The sequence below is a fragment of the Puniceibacterium sediminis genome, assembly GCF_900188035.1.
Classification (GTDB): domain Bacteria; phylum Pseudomonadota; class Alphaproteobacteria; order Rhodobacterales; family Rhodobacteraceae; genus Puniceibacterium; species Puniceibacterium sediminis.
Window position 1 is genome coordinate 1 of record NZ_FZNN01000037.1, and the last position, 18,887, is coordinate 18,887.

Genomic DNA, 18,887 nt, shown 5'->3' on the forward strand with positions numbered 1-18,887 from the left:
CGCCGGAATTCGTCCGTCCGTTTCAGCCCCATAGTCAGTCTCCTTTGTTGCAGCAAATGCTATCAAAGGAGCGCCATCAAACCGCGACAGGTCCAATCCGGTTTGCTGTACGTCGTTGCGCCATACGGTGTTGTGAATTGTCATAACGGTCCCTGCGCAGGTGCTGCTGCGGCTAGATTCTTCGGCAAAGCGTCGTTCCAGATCTTTGTTGGATTCTGCAGTCTCGGCCTCGCGCGCCAGCTAGTCCCTCAGGTTCCGGGCTCCGCGCACGGGAATAGCAGGCGGCCTGGATAACGGAACGCACAAAGCTGGAGCGTAAAGCCAAGGCGATTGCGTGTGTACCGCCGATTCCGAATGTACTCGGGACAATCGTCGCACCAGCAAAAACCACAGCTTGCAAGGCCAAAATCCGAGGGGCAATTGGGACAGCGCCCCGCCATCTATGCCTAGGTTTCCCCATCCGATCAGTCCTGTGAGCGACAGGTGGCTGAGTTGACCTCGTTCGGCGAGCGCGGCGGAAATGACATGGTGGCGGTGTTCAAGGAATCAGCTTCAGGCGTCTTTGCCAATCGCGTCGCCCGCAATCGGGTGCTCGACTTGATGCAGGCCAGAAATATCAACGCCATCATGGGCAGTGAACTCTTTCGATGGGGACGTTCCACCCAGGATTTACTCGATACCTTCAACAGGCTCGCAGGTTGGAAAGTCTTGGTGGTGGCAATAAACAGGATGACCTTCGAGTTAGACAGCCCCCGTCGCCGGATGATGGCCACCATGCAGGCCGGGATCGCGCAGTTCGAACGTGATTTGCTCAGCAAAAGGGTGAAATCCGGCATGGCTGCACCGCAGGCACGTAGAAAGATCCCGGCCAACGCCCGAAATCCGACAGGCTCGCCCCAAAGGTCTTTCAAGCGGTGGGGGATGGTCGGTCATATCGATGGATCGCAGGCGATCTCGGCATCAGCAAAACACCTTACTCGAAATCATGAAACGCCCGCGACAGAACTCTTTGTGATACGGTCTTGCCCCTTACAAAAATCTACCCTGTTGATTTGCACCCAGAACTGAGGCGGTAAGGCGCATAATTTTCACTGAGAACTGAGCCATGTGAACCTACCCCCAAAGCAGAAAGCAGCGGGGGGCAACGGAGTGATCCACATGGGACTTTTGAATATCATCCATCGGATGCATAAGCGGCAGAAGCTGTCGATCCGCGAGATCGCGCGGCTGACAGGCGTGTCGCGGAATACAGTGACCAAACATCTGGCGGCGAACACCATCGAGCCAAAATTCGCGACGCCGGAACGGGCGAGCAAGCTTGATCCCTTTGCCTAGAAGCTGGCGGGTTGGCTGAAGACCGAAGCCGGAAAGTCGCGTAAACAGCGGCGCACAGTGAAGCAGTTGCACGCCGATCTCGTGGCGCTTGGCTTCACCGGGTCCTATGCCCGGGTGGCGGCTTTTGCGCGATCGTGGCGGGCAGATCGGCAGCGTGAACAGCAGACGACGGGGCGCGGGACCTTTGTGCCGCTGCATTTTGATCCTGGCGAAGCCTTCCAGTTTGACTGGAGCGAAGACTTTGCGGTTCTGGGCGGCGAGCGCACGAAGTTGCAGATGGCGCATATCAAGCTGTCACACAGCCGGGCCTTTCTGCTGCGTGCCTATCCGTTGCAAACGCATGAATGCTGTTCGATGCCCACTGGCACGCGTTCCCGGTATTTGGCGGCGTGCCGGGTCGTGGGATTTACGACAATATGCGCACGGCGGTTGATCGCGTCGGCCGCGGCAAGGAGCAGCAGATCAACATGCGCTTCCTCGCGATGACGAACCACTATGTCTATGAGCCGGAGTTTTGCAATCCTGCGGCGGGTTGGGAGAAGGGGCAAGTCGAGAAGAACGTTCGAGATTCCCGCCACCAGATGCTGCAAGGCATGCCGGACTTCCCCGACCTTGCCGCGCTGAATGCCTGGCTGGAAGAGCGCTGCTTAGATTTGTGGCGGGTGACCCCGCATGGCAAACAACCCGGCACCATCGCCGACGTCTGGGCCGACGAGCAGGCCGCGCTGATGCCGCTGCCGGTCGCGTTTGACGGCTTCGTCGAGCTGAGCAAGCGCGTGTCGCCCACATGTCTGATCAGCTTCGAGTATGAGGAGGATCAGAAAACGATCCGGGGGATCGTTTCCCCGACGCAAGGCTATAGCGTTCCAGCACCCTTCGCCAACCGCCCTGTCAGCCTGCGGATCTATCCGGACCGGCTGGTGGTGGTGGCTGAGGGCAACATCCTGTGCGAACATACGCGCGTGATACAGCGCAGCCACCACCTGCCGCCGAAGACGATCTACGACTGGCGGCATTATCTGGCGGTCGTGCAGAGGAAGCCAGGCGCTCTCAGGAATGGTGCGCCCTTCCTGGAATTACCTCACGCGTTCCGACAGTTGCAGGATCATATGCTGCGCAAGCCCGGCGGTGATCGCGTCCCTCACATCGATACTGCGTATCGACTGCCGGTCAGTGGATGGTAGACATCCTCGCACTGGTTCTTCAGCACGATGGACAAGCCGTTCTCATCGCCGTCGAGCTTGCGTTGGCCGAGGGCGTGCCGACCAAAACCCATGTGCTGAATCTGCTGCACCGGCTGGTCGACGGCAAGGTGATTGATGGCCCGCCACTGGATACGCCACAGGCGCTGGCCCTGCGCCAAGAACCCAAGGCCAATATCGAACGCTATGATGATTTGCGGACCCAAATCGCTGGAGGCCATCATGCGTCATGACCCTGCCGCTGGCGCCATCGTCATAATGCTGCGCCTCAAATTGTATGGCATGGCGTCGTGCCGAAGGCACGCCTTTGGCGTGACCCGTCACTGATCTGATTGAGCAAGGAGCGTCGGCCTTTGAAGCTGCCATCCCAATTCTGGCGCAACTCCTGAAGGCTGAATTGGCCGAACGCGAGGTCCGGTCGATCGCTTATCACATGAAATCCGCCCGCTTTCCGGCCTATAAAGACCTCTTCGGCTTCGACTTCGCCGCCAGCGAGATCAACGAAGCCACTGTAAGGGCCTTGCACCTCTGCGAGTTCATGGACGGCGCCCAGAACGTGGTCTTGATCGGAGGCCCAGGCACAGGAAAGACCCACGTCGCAACGGCGCTCGGCATCCAGGCCGTCGAACATCACCGCCGCAAGGTTCGCTTCTTCTCGACCATCGAACTGGTCAACACCCTCGAACAGGAAAAGATCAAAGGCAAGGCCGGGCAGATCGCGGAAGCCATGACCAAGCTCGACCTCGTTATCCTCGACGAGTTGGGATACCTGCCGTTCAGTGCGTCAGGTGGGGCACTGCTCTTCCACCTGCTCAGCAAACTTTACGAGCGCACCAGCGTCGTGATCACCACCAACCTCAGCTTCAGCGAATGGGCCACGGTCTTTGGCGACGCCAGGATGACAACCGCCTTGCTCGATCGCCTGACCCACCGCTGTCACATCCTTGAAACCGGAAACGACAGCTTCCGCTTCAAAGCAAGCTCAGCTGCGGCATCTGCTGCAAAGAAGAAGGAAACAACACACAGCTTGACCCCAGCATGAACCAAAATCCATAATCAGAGGTGGCTCACTTCTCGGTGAAAAAACCGGCTCAGTTCTGGGTGCAAATCAACAATACCCCTCATGGGGGATGTCAATGACGGTCCAAACCACCGCATCATCTCAACCACGTCCCTGCGGGACCTCGAAAGCCTGCATTCAAACAAGCAACGGGCTGGATATCAGTTGATCAGGCTGTCTTCGGCGCAGCGTCTCGCTGGGCGCCCCATGTTCCCGGCCAGGTCGAGCATGCACAGTTCATCATCACTGGTGGGGTCAGGGGCGACCGGTCCGCGTTGCAGCATTCTGGCGCGCCCCTTGATCCACCTCCACGAAGACATCGCCGCCGATGATCTGAGCATCAGATTACGTTGAGACGGCCCAAAATGTAATCAAATGGCGCAGAGCTTTCCTTCGAAAATGGCGCCTGTAATACTGCAGGGTTGCCTACAGGCGCTTGATCCTACCATCCTTGACACCGCTGCCTGAGCCGCGCCATACGAACCTAGCCCGGAGAAGGCCCACGAGAGGCTCCATCCCCCTCGCGACACAACAGTCCACAGTTCGAGATTGATTAGAATGCATGTTGTACACATACTTACGCGGTTATTACGTGCAGGGTCTGAGGAAAATACCATTGCCACCTGTCTGTGGCAGGTGGAGCACGGTCACGATGTGACGCTAATCCATGGCCCCGATCCCGACCCTTTCTGGAAGGATCTCTACGGTGATCGCATCCGCTTCATCGAATTTCCGGAGCTCATTCACAAGATCCGGCCGTTTTTTGAATACCGCGCCATCAAGGCGATGAAAAAGCTTTTGGCCCAGATCGCTCCCGACGTGATCCACACCCATCAAAGCAAGGCCGGTATCATCGGACGATTGGCAGCTTCGGCTGTGCCGCGCGCGCTGGTCGTGCACGGCATCCACATTATTCCCTTCGATGGTGTGGGGCGCGCCAAAAAAGCCTTTTACATCGCGACGGAGAAGATCGCGGCCCGGCACACGGATCTGTTCGTCGCGGTGTCGCGCAGCGTCGGCCAAGCCTATGTCGACGAAGGCATATGCACCCATGTGGAGCCGGTCTATTCCGGCATGGCGCTGGACCCGTTTCGAGCGCCGTCGGAGCCTGAGGACGCGGCTGATCTTCTCGGGATTGCGCCCGATGCGCAGACCCGCCCGGCGGTCGTGCTCATGCTGGCCGCCTTTGAGCCGCGCAAGAGACATTGCGAATTCCTTCGCGCCTGGGCGAATGTGCTGCCGAAGATGCCGCCCACTCGACTGCTACTCGCCGGCAAAGGCCCCCACGAGGCAGCCGTCCACGCCGAGATCCGCGCGCTAGGTCTCGAGGGCGCGGTGGTGCTCTGCGGGTTTCGCAGCGATCCGCATGCGCTTGTCGCGATGGCCGATGTCTGCGTGCTGACGTCGGAGCGCGAGGGGCTACCGCGCGTAGTCGTGCAATATATCACCTCTGGCACACCTGTGGTTGTCGCCGATCTGCCCGGCATCGACGAGATCGTCACGCACGGCGTCAACGGCATGGTTTCAGACCCGAACGACATGACTGACACGGCTGAAAAGCTGCGCGCCCTGATCGTCGATCGCGCGCAGCTGGACCGGCTGGCCGACGGAGCACGTGCGACAGACGTGTCGAACTGGGAACTCGACCGCCTGGGTGCGCGGACAACAGAACTCTATGAAGAGGCGATACGGACCCGTGCCGCCGCGCAACGGCCCGTGGGAACCACGACGTGATGACCCCACCGCTTCATGTCAACGGCCGCTTTTTGATCCAGCCGATCTCGGGGGTGCAACGCTATGCACGCGAGCTGTTGACCGCGCTCGATGCACGGCTGGGCGCAGATCCAGCACTGGCTGCTCGGATCGGACCTGTATCCGTCTGGTATCCCGCAGGGGCCGACCTGATTGATCCGCCCGACTGGTCGGTGCTGAAAATCAGGCCGCTGGCCGGTCTCAGAGGACACGCTTGGGAACAGATCACCCTGGGACGGCGGGCCCGCGAAGGCATATTGCTGAGCCTGTGCGGCGCAGGCCCGCTGATATGCGCAAACCAGCTCTTGGTGATCCACGATGCTAATATCTGGGCCTTTCCAGAGGCCTTCCCCCGAAATTACCGCTTATTCCACAAGGTGATGCGGCCCCTGCTGGCCCGCCGCGTGGCGCATCTGGCCACCGTCAGTCAGTTTTCGGCAAGCGAGCTCGCGCGCTGTCTGCATGTGTCTGCAGAGCGCTTCACGGTGATCTACAATAGCGCCGAACATATGCTGTCCGCATCCGGTGATGCCGAAACACTGGATCGGCACGGATTGCGCGCCGGGGAATATTTCTTCGCCGCAGGCAACCAAAGCCCCAATAAGAACATTGCCCGGCTGATCGACGCCCTAGGCACAATTAGTAGCGACAGCCTGCCCCTTGCTGTCGCGGGCGGTTTCGCGCCAGGCTTGGCCCAGGCCGAGATCGCCGCCACAGATCGCATCCGGCTTCTGGGCCGGGTCACGGATGCCGAGATCAAGACGCTTTACGCCAATGCCGCGGCTTTTGTCTGGCCGTCGCTCTACGAGGGGTTTGGGATTCCTCCGCTCGAGGCAATGAGCCTGGGTACCCCAGTGCTATCGTCGAACACTACCGCCATGCCCGAGGTCCTGGGAAATACGGCGCTGTTCTTTGATCCTACCGACACTGTGGCTATCGCCGGCAGCATCCAGACGTTCCTAGCATACACCACCGAACAGCGCGCAGCTCTTGGCGTGGCTGGCCGCGAACAGGCGCGACGATTCTCTTGGTCGGCCAGCGCCGATCAGGTTCTGAACCTGCTCGTACCGGAGCCGAGCTAACTTAGAGGCCCGGACACCGGGGCCGTCCCTCGCTATCGTCCGCCGCGGCGTGGGGAGCGATCATTTTCGTTTCCAGGGAGCAGACCAATGTCTCCACCCTTACATTTTTCGGTTCAGGGTGGAGCGAACAGGCCTTGTCATTTCGTCCCCTTCCGAACCGGGATCACCGACTAATCAGGGTCACCACTTTCAAATGGGCATCTTCCCTTGTGCGACCTTCTTAACGAGGCGAAGCGGGCGTCACCCAACTGCATTTTCTCCAACCGCACGTCGAACATGGAGGAACAGAAGCCCACTTTGCTGAATTCCGAGGCGCTCCCTCTGCATACCCGATCATGTCATGGGAATGTGGCTTGCAAGGCTACTGGCACTGATGCATGTAAAATTACGGCCAACCTATGGTGCATAACGTCATGAAGACAAGCATGCAGGACTGTCCATGGATATGGATAACGAAAGAACCTTTATGAAAATCGGCATTATCACATTTCACAACACACCGAATTTTGGGGCGACGCTGCAGTGTTACGCGCTGTCAAAGTATCTGGGAAGTCTCGGGCACGAGGTGGAAGTCATCAACTACATGCCCTTGCGTGCGCTTTGGATGTATTTTCGATCACAGTTCATGGGCAAACGCCGGTCCGCGCGCAATGTCGGGAAATTGCTGAAGTTCAGGCGTTTCGTCAACGACAAGCTGACCCTTAGTGGTGCCCCCGTGTTCCGGCCAGACAAGCTGCAGCCGCTGGACGACGGGCGCTACGACGTGGTGTTCACCGGGTCAGACGAGGTTTGGAAGGTCGACAGCATCCGCCCGCTTGACGGGTCTTTCTACTTCGATTTCCTGTCTCCGGAAAAAACGCGGCTTTGTGCCTTTGCCGCCAGCGCCTCGACCGTGACTGATCTGCGTGACCATGCCGAGAAAACAGGTCCTTGGCTCAAGCGTTTTCATGACATCGCGGTACGCGATCCGCACACCGGCGAGGCCGTGACCGCGCTGACCGGCTCCCCCCCCACGATCGTCTGCGATCCGACCTTCCTGTGGGACTTCGAGGCAGAAACCCATCCGAAGCCTTACACGGGCGGTGACTATCTCGCGCTCTATGGTTGGCCCAACGCTCAGGACAGCGCGGAGATCCGGAAATTCGCTGACCGGCACGGCCTGAAGGTCGTCGGTGTGGGCGCGCGCAACAAGATCTGCGACGCGGAGTTCGTGGCCATCGGGCCGCAGGAATGGCTCGGTCTGATCCGGCATTCAAGCGTGGTGGTCACCGATTTCTTCCACGGCAATATCTTCGCACTGCTCTTCAATCGACCGCTCTATGCCTATGTCGCCCCGAAAAAACGGATGAAGCTCGAACGCATCATGAAGATGGTTGGGCTGGAGCATTTGCTGCACGACACGCCCTCCGAGATCAATCGTTATGCGCTGGATGATCTCCGCTACCCGGCTGGGCAGCTGGAAGGGCTTGCGCCGCTGATCGACAGTTCAAAGGCGTTTCTGAAGCGCAACGCACCGTCCAAAGGGCACCCATTATGATCCGAGAAAGGCTGCGCCGCGCCAAGGCGCTCGTCAACATTCTGCTGGACTACTTTTACGATGCGCGGCGCTACTTCATGTATTCGCAGTCCGGCCGATATAAACTCAATCCTGACCAGCTGCGTGGACGCCTGCTGCAGAAGGCCCATTCCATCGAGAAGGGCCTTTCCATGCCCAAACCGCGGGATTTCTTTGGAAAAACGGCCCTACGACAGCTCGAACAGCTGATCGGCATGTACGAAGATCTGGGCCTGCCAGAGGACCACGTCTCAATCCGCATGGCACGCGGATCGATCCGTGCCTATTTCGAGCGTCACGCGGGCAAGAACATCCCTGCGGATATTGCGCGGTTCGAGAAACTGGCACTCGCTGGTCCTGCGCCCGCTGACACTGGTACGGTAACGCTGGGGCGGGACGCACAGGTGTTGGCCGGTCAGGGCGATCTGGAAAGCGTGATGCGCTCACGTCGAAGCACCCGCATGTTTGCACCGGGAGCAGTCGATGCCGACGTGTTGCGGGACGCCGTTGCGCTTGCAGGGACGTCGCCCTCGGTCTGTAATAGGCAGAGCAGCCGGGTCTATGCGATACGCGATGCCGAAACCAAATCCCGTATTCTGCCCCTGCAGGGCGGCAACCGGGGATTTGGTGACGATATCGACACGGTTCTCGTCGTGGCCTCGGACATGAGCAATTTCCGCGACGGCAAGGAGCGGAACCAGGGCTTTGTGGATGGCGGCATGTTCGCCATGTCTTTGCTGCTGGCGCTGCATTCCAAGGGCCTTGGCACAATCCCACTGAACTGGTCGGCGGATCGCAGGAAGAACGCAACGCTGCTGCGTATACTTGATCTTCCACAAAATGACCTGATCATCATGATGATCGGGGTCGGCCAGATCCCCGAGGCCTTCGAAGTGGCCGCTTCGCCCCGCCGCAGCTTGGACGATCTTCTGAATGAGATCACACCGTGACTGGCAAGCGCGCCGTCATCCTGACCGGCCATTTTCCCGTGCAGAAACGCCGTGGCAGCATCCTGTGGCTCAGCGATAACCTGCGCGATAACGGCTGGCACGTCACGATAATCACGGTCGGCTACAGCTGGGTCTCCAAGCTGCGCGGCGACAAGCGGTTCCAGAGCCTCGAGGCCCCTCCGCTGCCCGGGGAAACCCGACACGACGAGACGCTGACTGCAGTGTTCGGATATGCCCCGCTGCACCCGTTCAGCCTGCGCAAACCTGCACTGGATGCCCTTCTGGAACCGCTACACCGGATTTTTCCCGCCTATTGGCGACGGCGTTTGCCAAAATATCTGGCCGATGCGGATCTTGTGGTTGTCGAAAGCGGTCAGCCGGTGATGCTCGCACCGATTGCACGGGCCGCAGCGCCGGGCGCGGCGATGGTCTACCGCGTCAACGACGACGTGACGGTCCTGGGCTTGCCGAACTTCATCTCTCTGGCCGAAATGCGATACGCCTCGCTCTTCGACCGGATCAGCGTGGCGAGCCCGCATCTTGCGCGGCGTTTCGAACGGTTTGGGACGGTCGCACGCGATCCAATGGGCGTATCTAAGGCGCTGCTGGACCGGGATATGCCCGACCCGTTTGCTGGCGCCCCACGGGCGACACGCGAAGCGGTCTGCGCGGGAACGACACAGTTCGACATGCCATCTGTCCTTGCTATAGCACGACTGCGCCCCGACTGGCGGTTCCATATCTTTGGCCGACTGCGCGGCGATGCGATCGACAAGCCGGGGAACCTCGTCCTGCACGGTGAACGGCCCTTTGAAGAGACTGCGGCCTGGGTCCGGCATGCCGATATCGGCCTTGCGCCCTATCTCGACAAACCGGGCGTGGAATACCAGACGGTGAACTCCAATCGGATGCTGATGTACCGTTACTTTGGCCTGCCGATGATTGGCCCGGAGCGGCTCTGCGATCCGGAGGTGCCCAGCTTGGTGGGCTATCGGCCGGGCTCTGAGCCGAGTATCCGTGCGGCGCTGGACCGGTTGGAGGGCATGGGCCGTGGTCCGAGTGATCCGTCGGTTCAGGACTGGTCCGTGCTGTATGAGCGGATCGCCGCGACGCCAAAACCCGACGGGACTCGCTATAACACGGCGTAGGTTCTAGGTACCCGTGTAAAGAGGCGGACTGGAGGCAGAAGCAGAAACGATGCGCAAACTTCTCATGATCTCCCCTATCGTGCTCGTCATCGTGATCTGGGCCGTGACCTTGGCCGTCGCGGCCTTGCCTTTCGCGTTTCCGGAGCGGTTCGATATCGCCATCGAACTTCTCGAACGCCAGCATCTGACTGTCGAGGATTTTAGCGCGACCGGGGCGGCTTGGCTGGCCGTGGCGTTTATCGTCTTTGTCTGTGCGAGCATCGTCACGATGCTCGCGCTGCCTAGCAAGCCAAAGCCGTTCGAGACGAACATAGACCTTGATCGGGTGGCCCGAGCAGCCTTTATCCTGAACGCGGTCTTCGTGACAATCACGCTTCTTTGGGTGTCTCTGACCGCGCAGAGCATGGGGGGCTTTCGGACCATGCTGCTGCTGGTGCAGCTGGATGCGCTTGAAGCGCGGGAAGCTCTGCTCGACAACAAGCTTTTTACTGGGATGCGCGTGATATATGCATCCTTGCCCGCGACAGGCGCGATCGCGGCAACCATACTAGCAGCGGGTAAACGGCAAGGCGGGTTGTCGCCAAAATATCGCCAACTGTGCCTGATCAGCTTTTCGGTAAACCTTGTCATGCTGGCTCTGCTGCCGATCGTGATGTCCCAGCGGCTGCTGCTGCTGCAACTGATCATGGCCGCGTATTTTTCCACCTGCATGGTTCATCGCAGGCTGATCGGGCTTCAGTATCTACCCATTGGTTTTGTACTGTTCATGTCGACATGGATCGGACGGGAGTCGGTGACCAATGCAACAATTGGAGCCAGTCCCATCGAGGTCGGTTTCGAGAAGCTGGTATTCTATTTCTCCAATGACCTTCTGAACTCGTTCATGCCTCTTAACCGGGAGTTCGATCACACCTACGGGTTCTTCACGTTCAAGTTCGCGACTTACTTCACTCAAACCGATGGCTTCTTTCGCAGCCTACTGGTCGATCAGCTGGAGGCGGTCGATGCCATCCGCGGGGGCGGTGCGTGGTCCATATTCACCATGCCCTATGTCGATTTCGGCGCTGTTGGAGCGAGCCTGTATATAGCGGCAATCGCCGTGATCAGCGCCATCGTCTTTCACAAAGGAGTCGAAAGCATTTCCGGAGCGGCAATCTATGGGTTGTTTGCCGGCGGCTATGTGCTGTGCACGCATACACTGTACTTTGCCAATACGAATTTCGTGGCCATGGTGATGATCACGGCGTTCATCGGGTCCTTTGCCAAACCGCGACAACAGAGCCGGAACGCATTAACGGTTCAACCTGCCGAATAGGTCCGATCAGCAACCGCGCATATGCAGTGCTGTCCCAGTATCAGATAGCGTCGCGCTGTCGGGTGCCGCGTACCAAGCATCGAGCACTGGACGGGTGATGCGGATCACCGTCTCGCGTTCCTCGTCGTCGAGCTGCGCGAGACTGTGCTCAAAGATGGAAGATGAATCGCGGAAGAAATCGTGCACGACACCGGTCTGCGCTCCAGCCTTGCCGGAAGCGGTCGAGGTCGCGACGACATGCGCTCTTACCTCGTCAGTCCAGTCCAGCCCTAGATGCCGATAGATCCGTTCGTAATGAGACGCGGGGTCGGCCGAGATCTGCTCGTGGAAGATGGGCGTGACCGGAATGCCGACGTCGATCAGCCGCTGCATCTGCCGCCCTATGGCAAGCCAGATATAGGCCGCGTGTTCGCACCAGCTCAGGCTGTCGGGATCACGATCCACCAACTCCGGCAGGAAGGCGGCGCAGAGATCCATCTTGGAAGTCAGCGGGTGCACCTTGAAGTTCCAGCCCAGTCGCTTGAGACTTCCGACGAAAGACAGCGGGTGTCGCACCAGAAAAAAGACGTCCATAGCGCGCATGCGATAAAGCGCTTCCACCAGAAAGACCGCGATCGGGTCTTTGATCAGCGAATACTCAGCCTGGGCGTTCATGCGTGCCTTCAAAAGTGCTAGCTGATTGCCACCAAAGAAAAGCGTCTTGAAGACTGTCTCTATCAGCCTGTCCCGCGTGCTGTGTACAGTCTTGAGCTTGAAGTCGTAGGAAAACAGGCTCTCGAGAATAGCGCGATCGCCCCGCGAAAGGGCGTCGGGGTCAGCGCCGTACATATAGCGCTCTGTGACTGCGGGAATGCCCGCATCCGGATTGAAGGGCTCGATAAGTGTGTTCATCCGTGGGTCACGCCCAAGGATTTCACCAAAATAGCTTGTCCCGCTACGGGGAGCTCCAGTGACAATCAGCCATCTGTGCGCTGCTGGATCGCTGCGAATGAAACGAGACCGCATTAAAAACTCCAGATACAGTCAGCGGGTGCAAATGGTCAGGACCGCGTGGAAGGAAATGCTCTACCAGTTTCTACCCTTGCAGAGGATGGTAAGTGCATATCTGCTGCGTCTACTCCGTGTCCATCCCTTGCAAGCGTCCGGCAGCGCATACACGCAGGCGTTTCTTGTATTGCCTCTTTACTGCACTTTCCGATGGGGCTCAGGGGCGCTCGGAGCCGTCCGAGCATCACCGTTTGAGCGCTTTGCGCAGCTCTGTCAATGCGGCGGGCGCAACCAGTCTGAGCATCCCCAGATAGCCCCCCGCAACCGTCAGCGGCACTACCAGCAATATCGCCCATCCCGGAATGGCGGTATTGGCCAGGAGATAGGTAGCTGCGCCCCAGCCCGGCAATACTGCCAGTACACAGGCAACGTAGGGTCGCGCCACGGCGCCAAAGGCACGCGGTCCGCTTAGCCCCAAGATCGGCTCTAACTGTCTGAAAAAAAGCAGCATCACGAGATAGGACACAACGACGAAGCAAAGCGTCACGGCCTCAACTGAGATCAGCAGTGCGGGGAGGCTGAATACCACCGTGCCCAGCAGCATCCAGACCGTACGATGGAAGGCAAGGCCAGCGTGCCCCACGACGGTCAGGGCCTGCGTCAGGATGGTCAAGCTGGCCATTGGTAACCCCAGCACGCACAAGAGCTGCAACGGCAGAACGCTGTGGCTGGCGTTCTCGGCCCCTATGACCAGTGTCAGGGCAGGGCCCGCAATCGCGATCGTGCCGATGTAGAAAGGTGCCGAGACCAGCCCGGTGACATACAAACCGCGTTCGATCGTTCTGCCTGGCAAGGTCCCATCCCCGACTTCGGCTGTGCGCGAGAAGAGCGGCAGGACCAGGAAGCGGATCGGAGCTAGGCACAGCGCATCGAGAATCTGGTAAACCCGTTGGGCGATCTGAAATGCGCCTGCGGCCCCCAGACCCAAGACTAGGCCGATCGAGAACTGCAGTATCGCATAGATGCTGCCCGACAGCAGCGCGCGTCCCGAGATCGCCGCCGCCTGCGGGGTCTGCGCGCGCATCTGGATGATATCGGGGCCACCGCTGGGCAGCCATCCGGCCATCGCGATTGATACTACGCTGCTCAGCACCGCGTTCATCACCGCAAAGCCCACTAGCGCCCAACCGCCGAATCCGTAGAACGCAAGGATTACAGCAAGACCGGCCGACAGGAATTGGACAGCCAGTGTCCGCAGCGCGAGGGCACGGATCTCCATATTCTTGCGCAACAGCCCCTCGGGCACACTGGACACTGCGAAGGCTACCAAGACCAGGATAAGCACTAGCATCATCTGGTCCACGGGCTGGTCGGTCCGTTGTACCGCGCCAAGAACAAGCGCAAGCATTACGATCCCAACCGTCATCAACAGCGTGGCAGCCATAGACAACCAGAACAGCGCCGTGAACGCCGGATCGTCATCGGTGATCGCGCTGCCCTCCTTGCGGCGGAGCGTGACCACGACGCTGTTGGAGATGCCGGTCTTGTGCAGCACCTGCAGCCATCGGACCGGGGCATAGGCCATCCCGAAGGCCCCGATCTGTTCGATGGTCAGAAACCGCGCCATGACAAGGAAGACCACCGCGTTGCCGCCGAAACGTGAGAACTGCAGCACAACGGACCAGAGGGCTTGGCCCTTCAACTTCGACCCAGCCATGGTTCAGACGGTACGCAGGTTGGCGGGACGGCGCTTGAACACCGCCAACATGGGCCGTTCGATCAGATAGAAAACGATAATCGACGTCACGACAGCCACTGTCACGGCCACGGCTACGAAGATCCACCCACTGACCACAGACGCCGACAGCATGGGCGCCAGAACGAGCGTCAGCGCCCGCAGCGCGAAACGATGTGAGAGGTAGAGCGCATAGGAGCTGTCTCCCAGAAGGAGGCCCAAGCGGGACAGCGGCCCCGTGATGCTGCGCTGATGCCAGAAGAAAACGACCGCCCCGACCATGATTGTCACAGGCAGCCCGCTGGCGATCCAGCGGGGCATGTCGGGTATGGCATTGAGCGCGACCAGAAGTCCAAAGCCCACGACGAGCAACACAGCGGCGGTCCTGTTCCGGCCTTGGAGGCCAGACCAGTGATGGACATACACATGACCCAGCAGAACTCCGAAACAGAATTCAAGGATCAGTGGATTCGACCAGACCCGCAGCACTGCTGGCTCGAAATTAGCGACCGCCCCGAGAGCCACCCAAACCGTCATCGCACAGACAATTACCATCGGGCCGATGCGCTTTGGCATGAACAGTGCGAAAGCGAACAGCGCGTAGAAAAAGATCTCAAAGTTCAGCGTCCAGCCTAATGACAGGATCGGCGCAGCACGTCCGTCATAGCGTTCGTAGGGGATGAACAGATAGGAAGTCACGGCCTGTCCCCAGTCGAGTTGGGTGTCCTTCGCTGCGCCGGGCATGATCAGCAGCACAGCAAGCATAAGCGTGGTAAAAAACCAGTAGAGCGGAACCACACGCGTGAAGCGGTTGCGCAGAAATTGCGTCACACCATGTGGTCGCTCGAAGTATTTCTGAGCCGAGACCATGATGATAAAGCCAGAAATAACAAAAAAGATGTCCACGCCACGTGTCCAGGGGATCAGTCCCAGCCCCATGTCGATCTTCAGGTAGTGCTCAGCTTCGGCAATCACGTGTCCGATCAGCACCATGCACGAGGCCAGTGCGCGCATGTACTGCACACCGGCGAGTTTGGATTGCGGGCTGGACATAAACTGTTCCTCTCAGGCGGTTCAGACGCAGGTGGGCAGCGACTGCGCGTGACGATACAATGCGATATCCGGGGCACAGAGCGCCTCGATCCGTGCGCGCAGCGTGTCGGGGAGTTCTTCCACGCTGCTCTTTCCGCCGTGGGGGCGCTTGTTGCGCTCCCATCCCGGCAGAGGGCGACCGACAAGGTTGCGCAACGCCGATCGGAAGGCTGATGCACGCGACAGATCACCGATGAGGGAGAACCGGCCAAGATTCTCACGGGCTGTGGCAAGCGCGCCTTCCAGATCGTCCGTGGTGTGCTGATAGGTTCCTGCAAAATACAGCAAGTAGATGGATCCGTACCGCTGTGCCATTTCACTTTCGAGAAACACGGCAAGCGTGTCGGGACGCGTCGCATCCGGATGGTTGCGCTGGACATAGGCGTAATGCGACATAAACCGCGCGACGGGATCGCGCAGCAGGGTCACTGCTTGGCGCTCCGGGTCGAGACTCATGTGCAGATCCGCATGATACAGCACATGAGCAGAGATGCATTGCACACCTCGCGCCATAAGATCGCCCAACATGATCTTGCGCACCGCCTGTTCATGCAAGACTTTTTCCGGCCCCTCGGCATTGGGATACATGGCTTCCCGAATGCGGCGCGACCGGTTGACGTTGATGGTAGCCTGCGAATGGAAGTAGGCCAGCCGCACCGAAGAGCCGAAGCTGGTTCCACCACATTTAGGGGCGTGGATGTAGAGCAGCCGCTTTGCCATTTTCAGCGCACCCCGCCTTGCGGGGTGCCATAATAGTCGCGGTACCAATCAACGAACCGGGCAACGCCCTCCTTGACGTCCGTGGTCGGACTGTAGCCCGTGAGCGATCGGAGCAGCGATGCATCCGCCCATGTGGCTGGCACGTCACCCGCCTGCATCGGCATCAGGTTGCGTTTGGCGCCGCAGTCTGTCGCCTCTTCGATCGCCGCAATGAAGTCTGTCAACTGCACGGCGTTCGAGTTGCCTATATTCACCACCCGGTGTGGAGCCACCGGCGACAGGCTGTCGCTCTCGGGCACGGCGCCATCCTCGGGGCGCTGCGGGACGGCGTCCATCAGCAGCCGGATCGCCTGTACGAGATCGTCGATATAGGTGAAGTCGCGCTTCATGTCGCCGTAGTTGTAGACGTCGATGGGCTCACCTTCGAGGATGGCGCGCGTGAACTTGAATAGCGCCATGTCCGGCCGCCCCCACGGACCGTAGACAGTGAAGAAACGGAACATAGTCACCGGCAGGCCGAACAAATGCGCGTAGGAATGCGCCATGCTCTCGGTGGATTTCTTCGTCGCCGCGTAGAACGACATCTGGTGATCGGCGCGCATGGTTTCGCGATAGGGCATGTCCGTATTCGCACCATAGGCCGAGGAGGTCGAGGCAAGCAGCATGTGCTGCGGCGGATACGCCCTCGCGGCCTCCAGGATCTCGAAGGTGCCGATCACGTTGCTTTCCAGATAGGCGCGCGGATTCTCGATCGAATACCGTACACCCGCCTGCGCCGCGAGATGGATGACAAAATCGGGCCGGTGCTCTTCGAAAAGTGCCATCATCACGCCCGGGGTCTCGATGCTGTCGGTCACGATCGAGAAGCCGGGCGACTGCAACAGCATCGCCTGACGGCGGCGCTTGAGAGCGACGTCGTAGTAATCCGACAGGTTGTCGATCCCGACAACCCGGAATCCGTCGTCAATCAATCGTCGGCACAGATGATAGCCAATGAAGCCTGCAGCTCCGGTGACAAGAACGGTCTTCTGCATCACCATATCGCGCAACCCCAGCTCACAACGCGTCTCCTAAACCGGCAACGACGGGTCGTGCACCTGCAAGGCTGACGTGTATCGAATTGAAATACAGTACGGTTGAGCCATCCATGATAGAGTCCTGTCCTTCTTTGCAAAAATCCGGCACAGGGCCGTAAAAACCGATCATTTCAATGGTCTCGGGCACCGCACGTAGCATGACTTGCAATTTCTGGATATCGTTGCGGTAGCCTGCGCTTGCCTGGTCCGTCATGCAAGGAACACGGGCTCCGGCAGAGCGGGGCAGATTCTCAAGGCTCATCAATCCCCTCCAAACAGATCGCGAGTAAAGACGCGGTCGGCAACGTCGTGGATCTCGTCGGTGATTCGGTTGGCCACGATCAGGTCGGATTCGGCCTTGAAGGCCTCCAGATCCCGCACCACGCGGGAGCGGAAGAATTCCGACCCCTCCAGCACGGGTTCGTAAACGATGACCTTTACGCCCTTGGCCTTGAGCCGCTTCATGATCCCCTGGACCGAGCTTTGACGGAAATTGTCGGACCCTGCCTTCATCACCAGCCGGTAGATGCCCACCACCTTGGGACCGCGCATCAGGATTCGGTCAGCAAGGTAGTCCTTACGCGTGCGGTTGGCGTCCACGATCGCCCGGATCAGGTTCTGCGGCACGTGGTTGTAGTTCGCCAGCAGCTGCTTTGTGTCCTTGGGCAGGCAATAGCCGCCATAGCCGAAGGACGGGTTGTTGTAATGCGCGCCGATGCGGGGATCGAGGCTGACGCCATCGATGATCTGGCGCGAATCCATGCCGTCGGCCATCGCGTAGCTGTCCAGCTCGTTGAAGAATGCCACCCGCATCGCGAGGAACGTGTTGGCAAACAGCTTGATCGCCTCCGCCTCGTCGGCATCAGTGAACAGCACCGGGACGTCCTTCTTGACCGCACCCTCGACCAGCAGATCGGCAAAAACGCGGGCCCGCTCCGAGCGTTCGCCGACGATGATCCGACTGGGATGCAGATTGTCGTAGAGCGCCCTGCCTTCGCGAAGAAACTCCGGCGAAAAGATCACGTTGTCGGTGTCCAGCCGCGCGCGCAGCGCGCGTACGAACCCCACCGGAATGGTCGACTTAATCACGATGGTGGCGTCGGGATTGACGCGCGTGACCTGCGCAGCCACCGCTTCGACGCTGGACGTGTCGAAGAAGTTGGTCTTGGGGTCGTAATTCGTGGGCGTGGCGACGATGACGAAGTCCGCGTCCGAATAGGCCGCGTCGGCATCTGTGGTTGCGGTCAGATCAAGCGCATGGTTGGCAAGAAGGTCTTCCAGCTCGTGATCGACGATCGGACATTTTCGATCATTGACCATATCGACGCGCTCCGGAGTGACATCCACAGCCACGACGGTGTGTTTCTGCGCAAGCAGGACTGAATTCGAAAGCCCCACATAACCCAGACCGGCAACTGCAACCTTCATAAGTTCAACGTCCACATGATCTCACCATCGCGCGTGTAGCGCTTTTGCATTTCTTCAATGACATAAGTAGAGAGCCGGAGTCTCCGTGCCGAGGTGGTCCGCCTGTGCGCAGCAGGCGCCGCGACTTATGCACTACAGGCCTACATTGTCCACACGTGTCACCCTTGGATTCGTGATCAGGAGATAATCCTCCCCTTTTTAACGTGACAAGGGCGTAGAACTTACGCAGCCGTTTCAGTTTCTGGACGGGTGTAATGCCGACGATGCCGACGTTCGGTTGCTTCGCTGCCCGGCAGTGGTTGCCTGCAAACCATGAGACGGGTTGTTGTAAGTCCAGAGACACTGTGAACCTCACTGGACCTGTCGCGGTTTGATGGCGCTCCTTTGATAGCATTTGCTGCAACAAAGGAGACTGACTATGGGGCTGAAACGGACGGACGAATTCCGGCG

The 18,887-nt window shown here is 59.3% G+C and carries 14 protein-coding genes and 3 pseudogenes; 9 read left to right on the plus strand and 8 right to left on the minus strand.

Annotated elements, in window-relative coordinates; all coding sequences use genetic code 11:
* Positions 1–269: 269 nt before the first annotated feature.
* Positions 270–356: pseudogene (locus CHB75_RS22580) on the minus strand (DUF4158 domain-containing protein); the annotation flags it as partial.
* 127 nt (positions 357–483) lie between these two features.
* Here CHB75_RS22580 and CHB75_RS20425 point away from each other — a divergent pair.
* The 9 genes and pseudogenes from CHB75_RS20425 to CHB75_RS20465 all read left to right on the plus strand — a co-directional run bounded on the left by CHB75_RS20425 (position 484) and on the right by CHB75_RS20465 (position 11,399).
* Positions 484–1,068, plus strand: a complete 585-nt coding sequence (locus tag CHB75_RS20425; RefSeq protein WP_245841089.1) for a recombinase family protein — start codon at positions 484–486, stop codon at positions 1,066–1,068.
* A 90-nt stretch (positions 1,069–1,158) separates the two neighbouring features.
* Positions 1,159–2,770 (plus strand): annotated as a pseudogene (gene istA, locus CHB75_RS20430) (IS21 family transposase).
* Positions 2,760–3,579 (plus strand): annotated as a pseudogene (istB, locus tag CHB75_RS20435) (IS21-like element helper ATPase IstB). Before istA ends, istB begins: the two co-directional pseudogenes overlap by 11 nt.
* Positions 3,580–4,155: 576 nt before the next feature.
* Positions 4,156–5,331, plus strand: a complete 1,176-nt coding sequence (locus CHB75_RS20440; protein WP_089273937.1) for a glycosyltransferase — start codon at positions 4,156–4,158, stop codon at positions 5,329–5,331.
* Positions 5,331–6,431 carry a glycosyltransferase family 4 protein gene (locus CHB75_RS20445; RefSeq protein ID WP_089273939.1) on the plus strand — a complete coding sequence of 367 codons (1,101 nt, stop codon included), beginning with the start codon at positions 5,331–5,333 and terminating at the stop codon, positions 6,429–6,431. Before CHB75_RS20440 ends, CHB75_RS20445 begins: the two co-directional genes overlap by 1 nt.
* Positions 6,432–6,897: 466 nt before the next feature.
* On the plus strand, positions 6,898–7,968 hold the full coding sequence (locus tag CHB75_RS20450) for a polysaccharide pyruvyl transferase family protein (protein ID WP_176439232.1): 1,071 nt from the start codon (positions 6,898–6,900) through the stop codon (positions 7,966–7,968).
* Positions 7,965–8,936 carry a nitroreductase family protein gene (locus tag CHB75_RS20455; RefSeq protein ID WP_089273943.1) on the plus strand — a complete coding sequence of 324 codons (972 nt, stop codon included), beginning with the start codon at positions 7,965–7,967 and terminating at the stop codon, positions 8,934–8,936. Before CHB75_RS20450 ends, CHB75_RS20455 begins: the two co-directional genes overlap by 4 nt.
* Positions 8,933–10,084, plus strand: coding sequence for a GumK N-terminal domain-containing glycosyltransferase (locus CHB75_RS20460; RefSeq protein WP_089273945.1), 1,152 nt, complete (start codon positions 8,933–8,935; stop codon positions 10,082–10,084). The genes CHB75_RS20455 and CHB75_RS20460 overlap by 4 nt, the downstream gene beginning before the upstream one ends.
* Before the next feature lie 109 nt (positions 10,085–10,193).
* Complete coding sequence (locus CHB75_RS20465) at positions 10,194–11,399, plus strand: hypothetical protein (protein ID WP_141135162.1); 1,206 nt, start codon at positions 10,194–10,196, stop codon at positions 11,397–11,399.
* 6 nt (positions 11,400–11,405) lie between these two features.
* On the opposite strand, the gene CHB75_RS20470 is transcribed toward CHB75_RS20465, so the two are convergent.
* From CHB75_RS20470 to CHB75_RS20500, 7 genes are all read right to left on the minus strand, one after another.
* Positions 11,406–12,404 (minus strand): sulfotransferase, encoded by a 999-nt coding sequence (locus CHB75_RS20470; RefSeq protein ID WP_089273949.1) that lies wholly within the window; start codon positions 12,402–12,404, stop codon positions 11,406–11,408.
* A gap of 226 nt (positions 12,405–12,630) precedes the next feature.
* Positions 12,631–14,088: an oligosaccharide flippase family protein gene (locus CHB75_RS20475; RefSeq protein ID WP_176439233.1), complete on the minus strand. Its 1,458-nt coding sequence runs from the start codon at positions 14,086–14,088 to the stop codon at positions 12,631–12,633.
* An 18-nt stretch (positions 14,089–14,106) separates the two neighbouring features.
* Entirely contained in the window at positions 14,107–15,174 is a 1,068-nt protein-coding gene (locus tag CHB75_RS20480) for an acyltransferase family protein (protein ID WP_089273953.1), read from the minus strand.
* A gap of 21 nt (positions 15,175–15,195) precedes the next feature.
* Positions 15,196–15,933, minus strand: coding sequence for a sulfotransferase family 2 domain-containing protein (locus tag CHB75_RS20485; RefSeq protein WP_089273955.1), 738 nt, complete (start codon positions 15,931–15,933; stop codon positions 15,196–15,198).
* 2 nt (positions 15,934–15,935) lie between these two features.
* The gene (locus CHB75_RS20490) at positions 15,936–16,967 is read right to left on the minus strand and encodes an NAD-dependent epimerase/dehydratase family protein (protein WP_245841090.1); all 1,032 of its coding nucleotides are present in this window, start codon (positions 16,965–16,967) and stop codon (positions 15,936–15,938) included.
* Positions 16,968–16,989: 22 nt separating this feature from the next.
* The gene (locus tag CHB75_RS20495; RefSeq protein ID WP_089273959.1) at positions 16,990–17,271 is read right to left on the minus strand and encodes an SGNH hydrolase domain-containing protein; all 282 of its coding nucleotides are present in this window, start codon (positions 17,269–17,271) and stop codon (positions 16,990–16,992) included.
* Positions 17,271–18,437, minus strand: a complete 1,167-nt coding sequence (locus tag CHB75_RS20500; RefSeq protein ID WP_089273960.1) for a nucleotide sugar dehydrogenase — start codon at positions 18,435–18,437, stop codon at positions 17,271–17,273. Before CHB75_RS20500 ends, CHB75_RS20495 begins: the two co-directional genes overlap by 1 nt.
* Between the last annotated feature and the right edge of the window lie 450 nt (positions 18,438–18,887).

Excerpts from the sequence above, each read along its gene's own strand:
- CHB75_RS20440 (WP_089273937.1), top strand. The coding sequence starts at position 4,156 with ATGCATGTTGTACACATACTTACGCGGTTATTACGTGCAGGGTCTGAG.
- CHB75_RS20445 (WP_089273939.1), top strand. The coding sequence starts at position 5,331 with ATGACCCCACCGCTTCATGTCAACGGCCGCTTTTTGATCCAGCCGATC.
- CHB75_RS20450 (WP_176439232.1), top strand. The coding sequence starts at position 6,898 with ATGAAAATCGGCATTATCACATTTCACAACACACCGAATTTTGGGGCG.
- CHB75_RS20455 (WP_089273943.1), top strand. The coding sequence starts at position 7,965 with ATGATCCGAGAAAGGCTGCGCCGCGCCAAGGCGCTCGTCAACATTCTG.
- CHB75_RS20470 (WP_089273949.1), bottom strand. The coding sequence starts at position 12,404 with ATGCGGTCTCGTTTCATTCGCAGCGATCCAGCAGCGCACAGATGGCTG.
- CHB75_RS20480 (WP_089273953.1), bottom strand. The coding sequence starts at position 15,174 with ATGTCCAGCCCGCAATCCAAACTCGCCGGTGTGCAGTACATGCGCGCA.
- CHB75_RS20485 (WP_089273955.1), bottom strand. The coding sequence starts at position 15,933 with ATGGCAAAGCGGCTGCTCTACATCCACGCCCCTAAATGTGGTGGAACC.
- CHB75_RS20490 (WP_245841090.1), bottom strand. The coding sequence starts at position 16,967 with ATGCAGAAGACCGTTCTTGTCACCGGAGCTGCAGGCTTCATTGGCTAT.
- CHB75_RS20495 (WP_089273959.1), bottom strand. The coding sequence starts at position 17,271 with ATGAGCCTTGAGAATCTGCCCCGCTCTGCCGGAGCCCGTGTTCCTTGC.
- CHB75_RS20500 (WP_089273960.1), bottom strand. The coding sequence starts at position 18,437 with ATGAAGGTTGCAGTTGCCGGTCTGGGTTATGTGGGGCTTTCGAATTCA.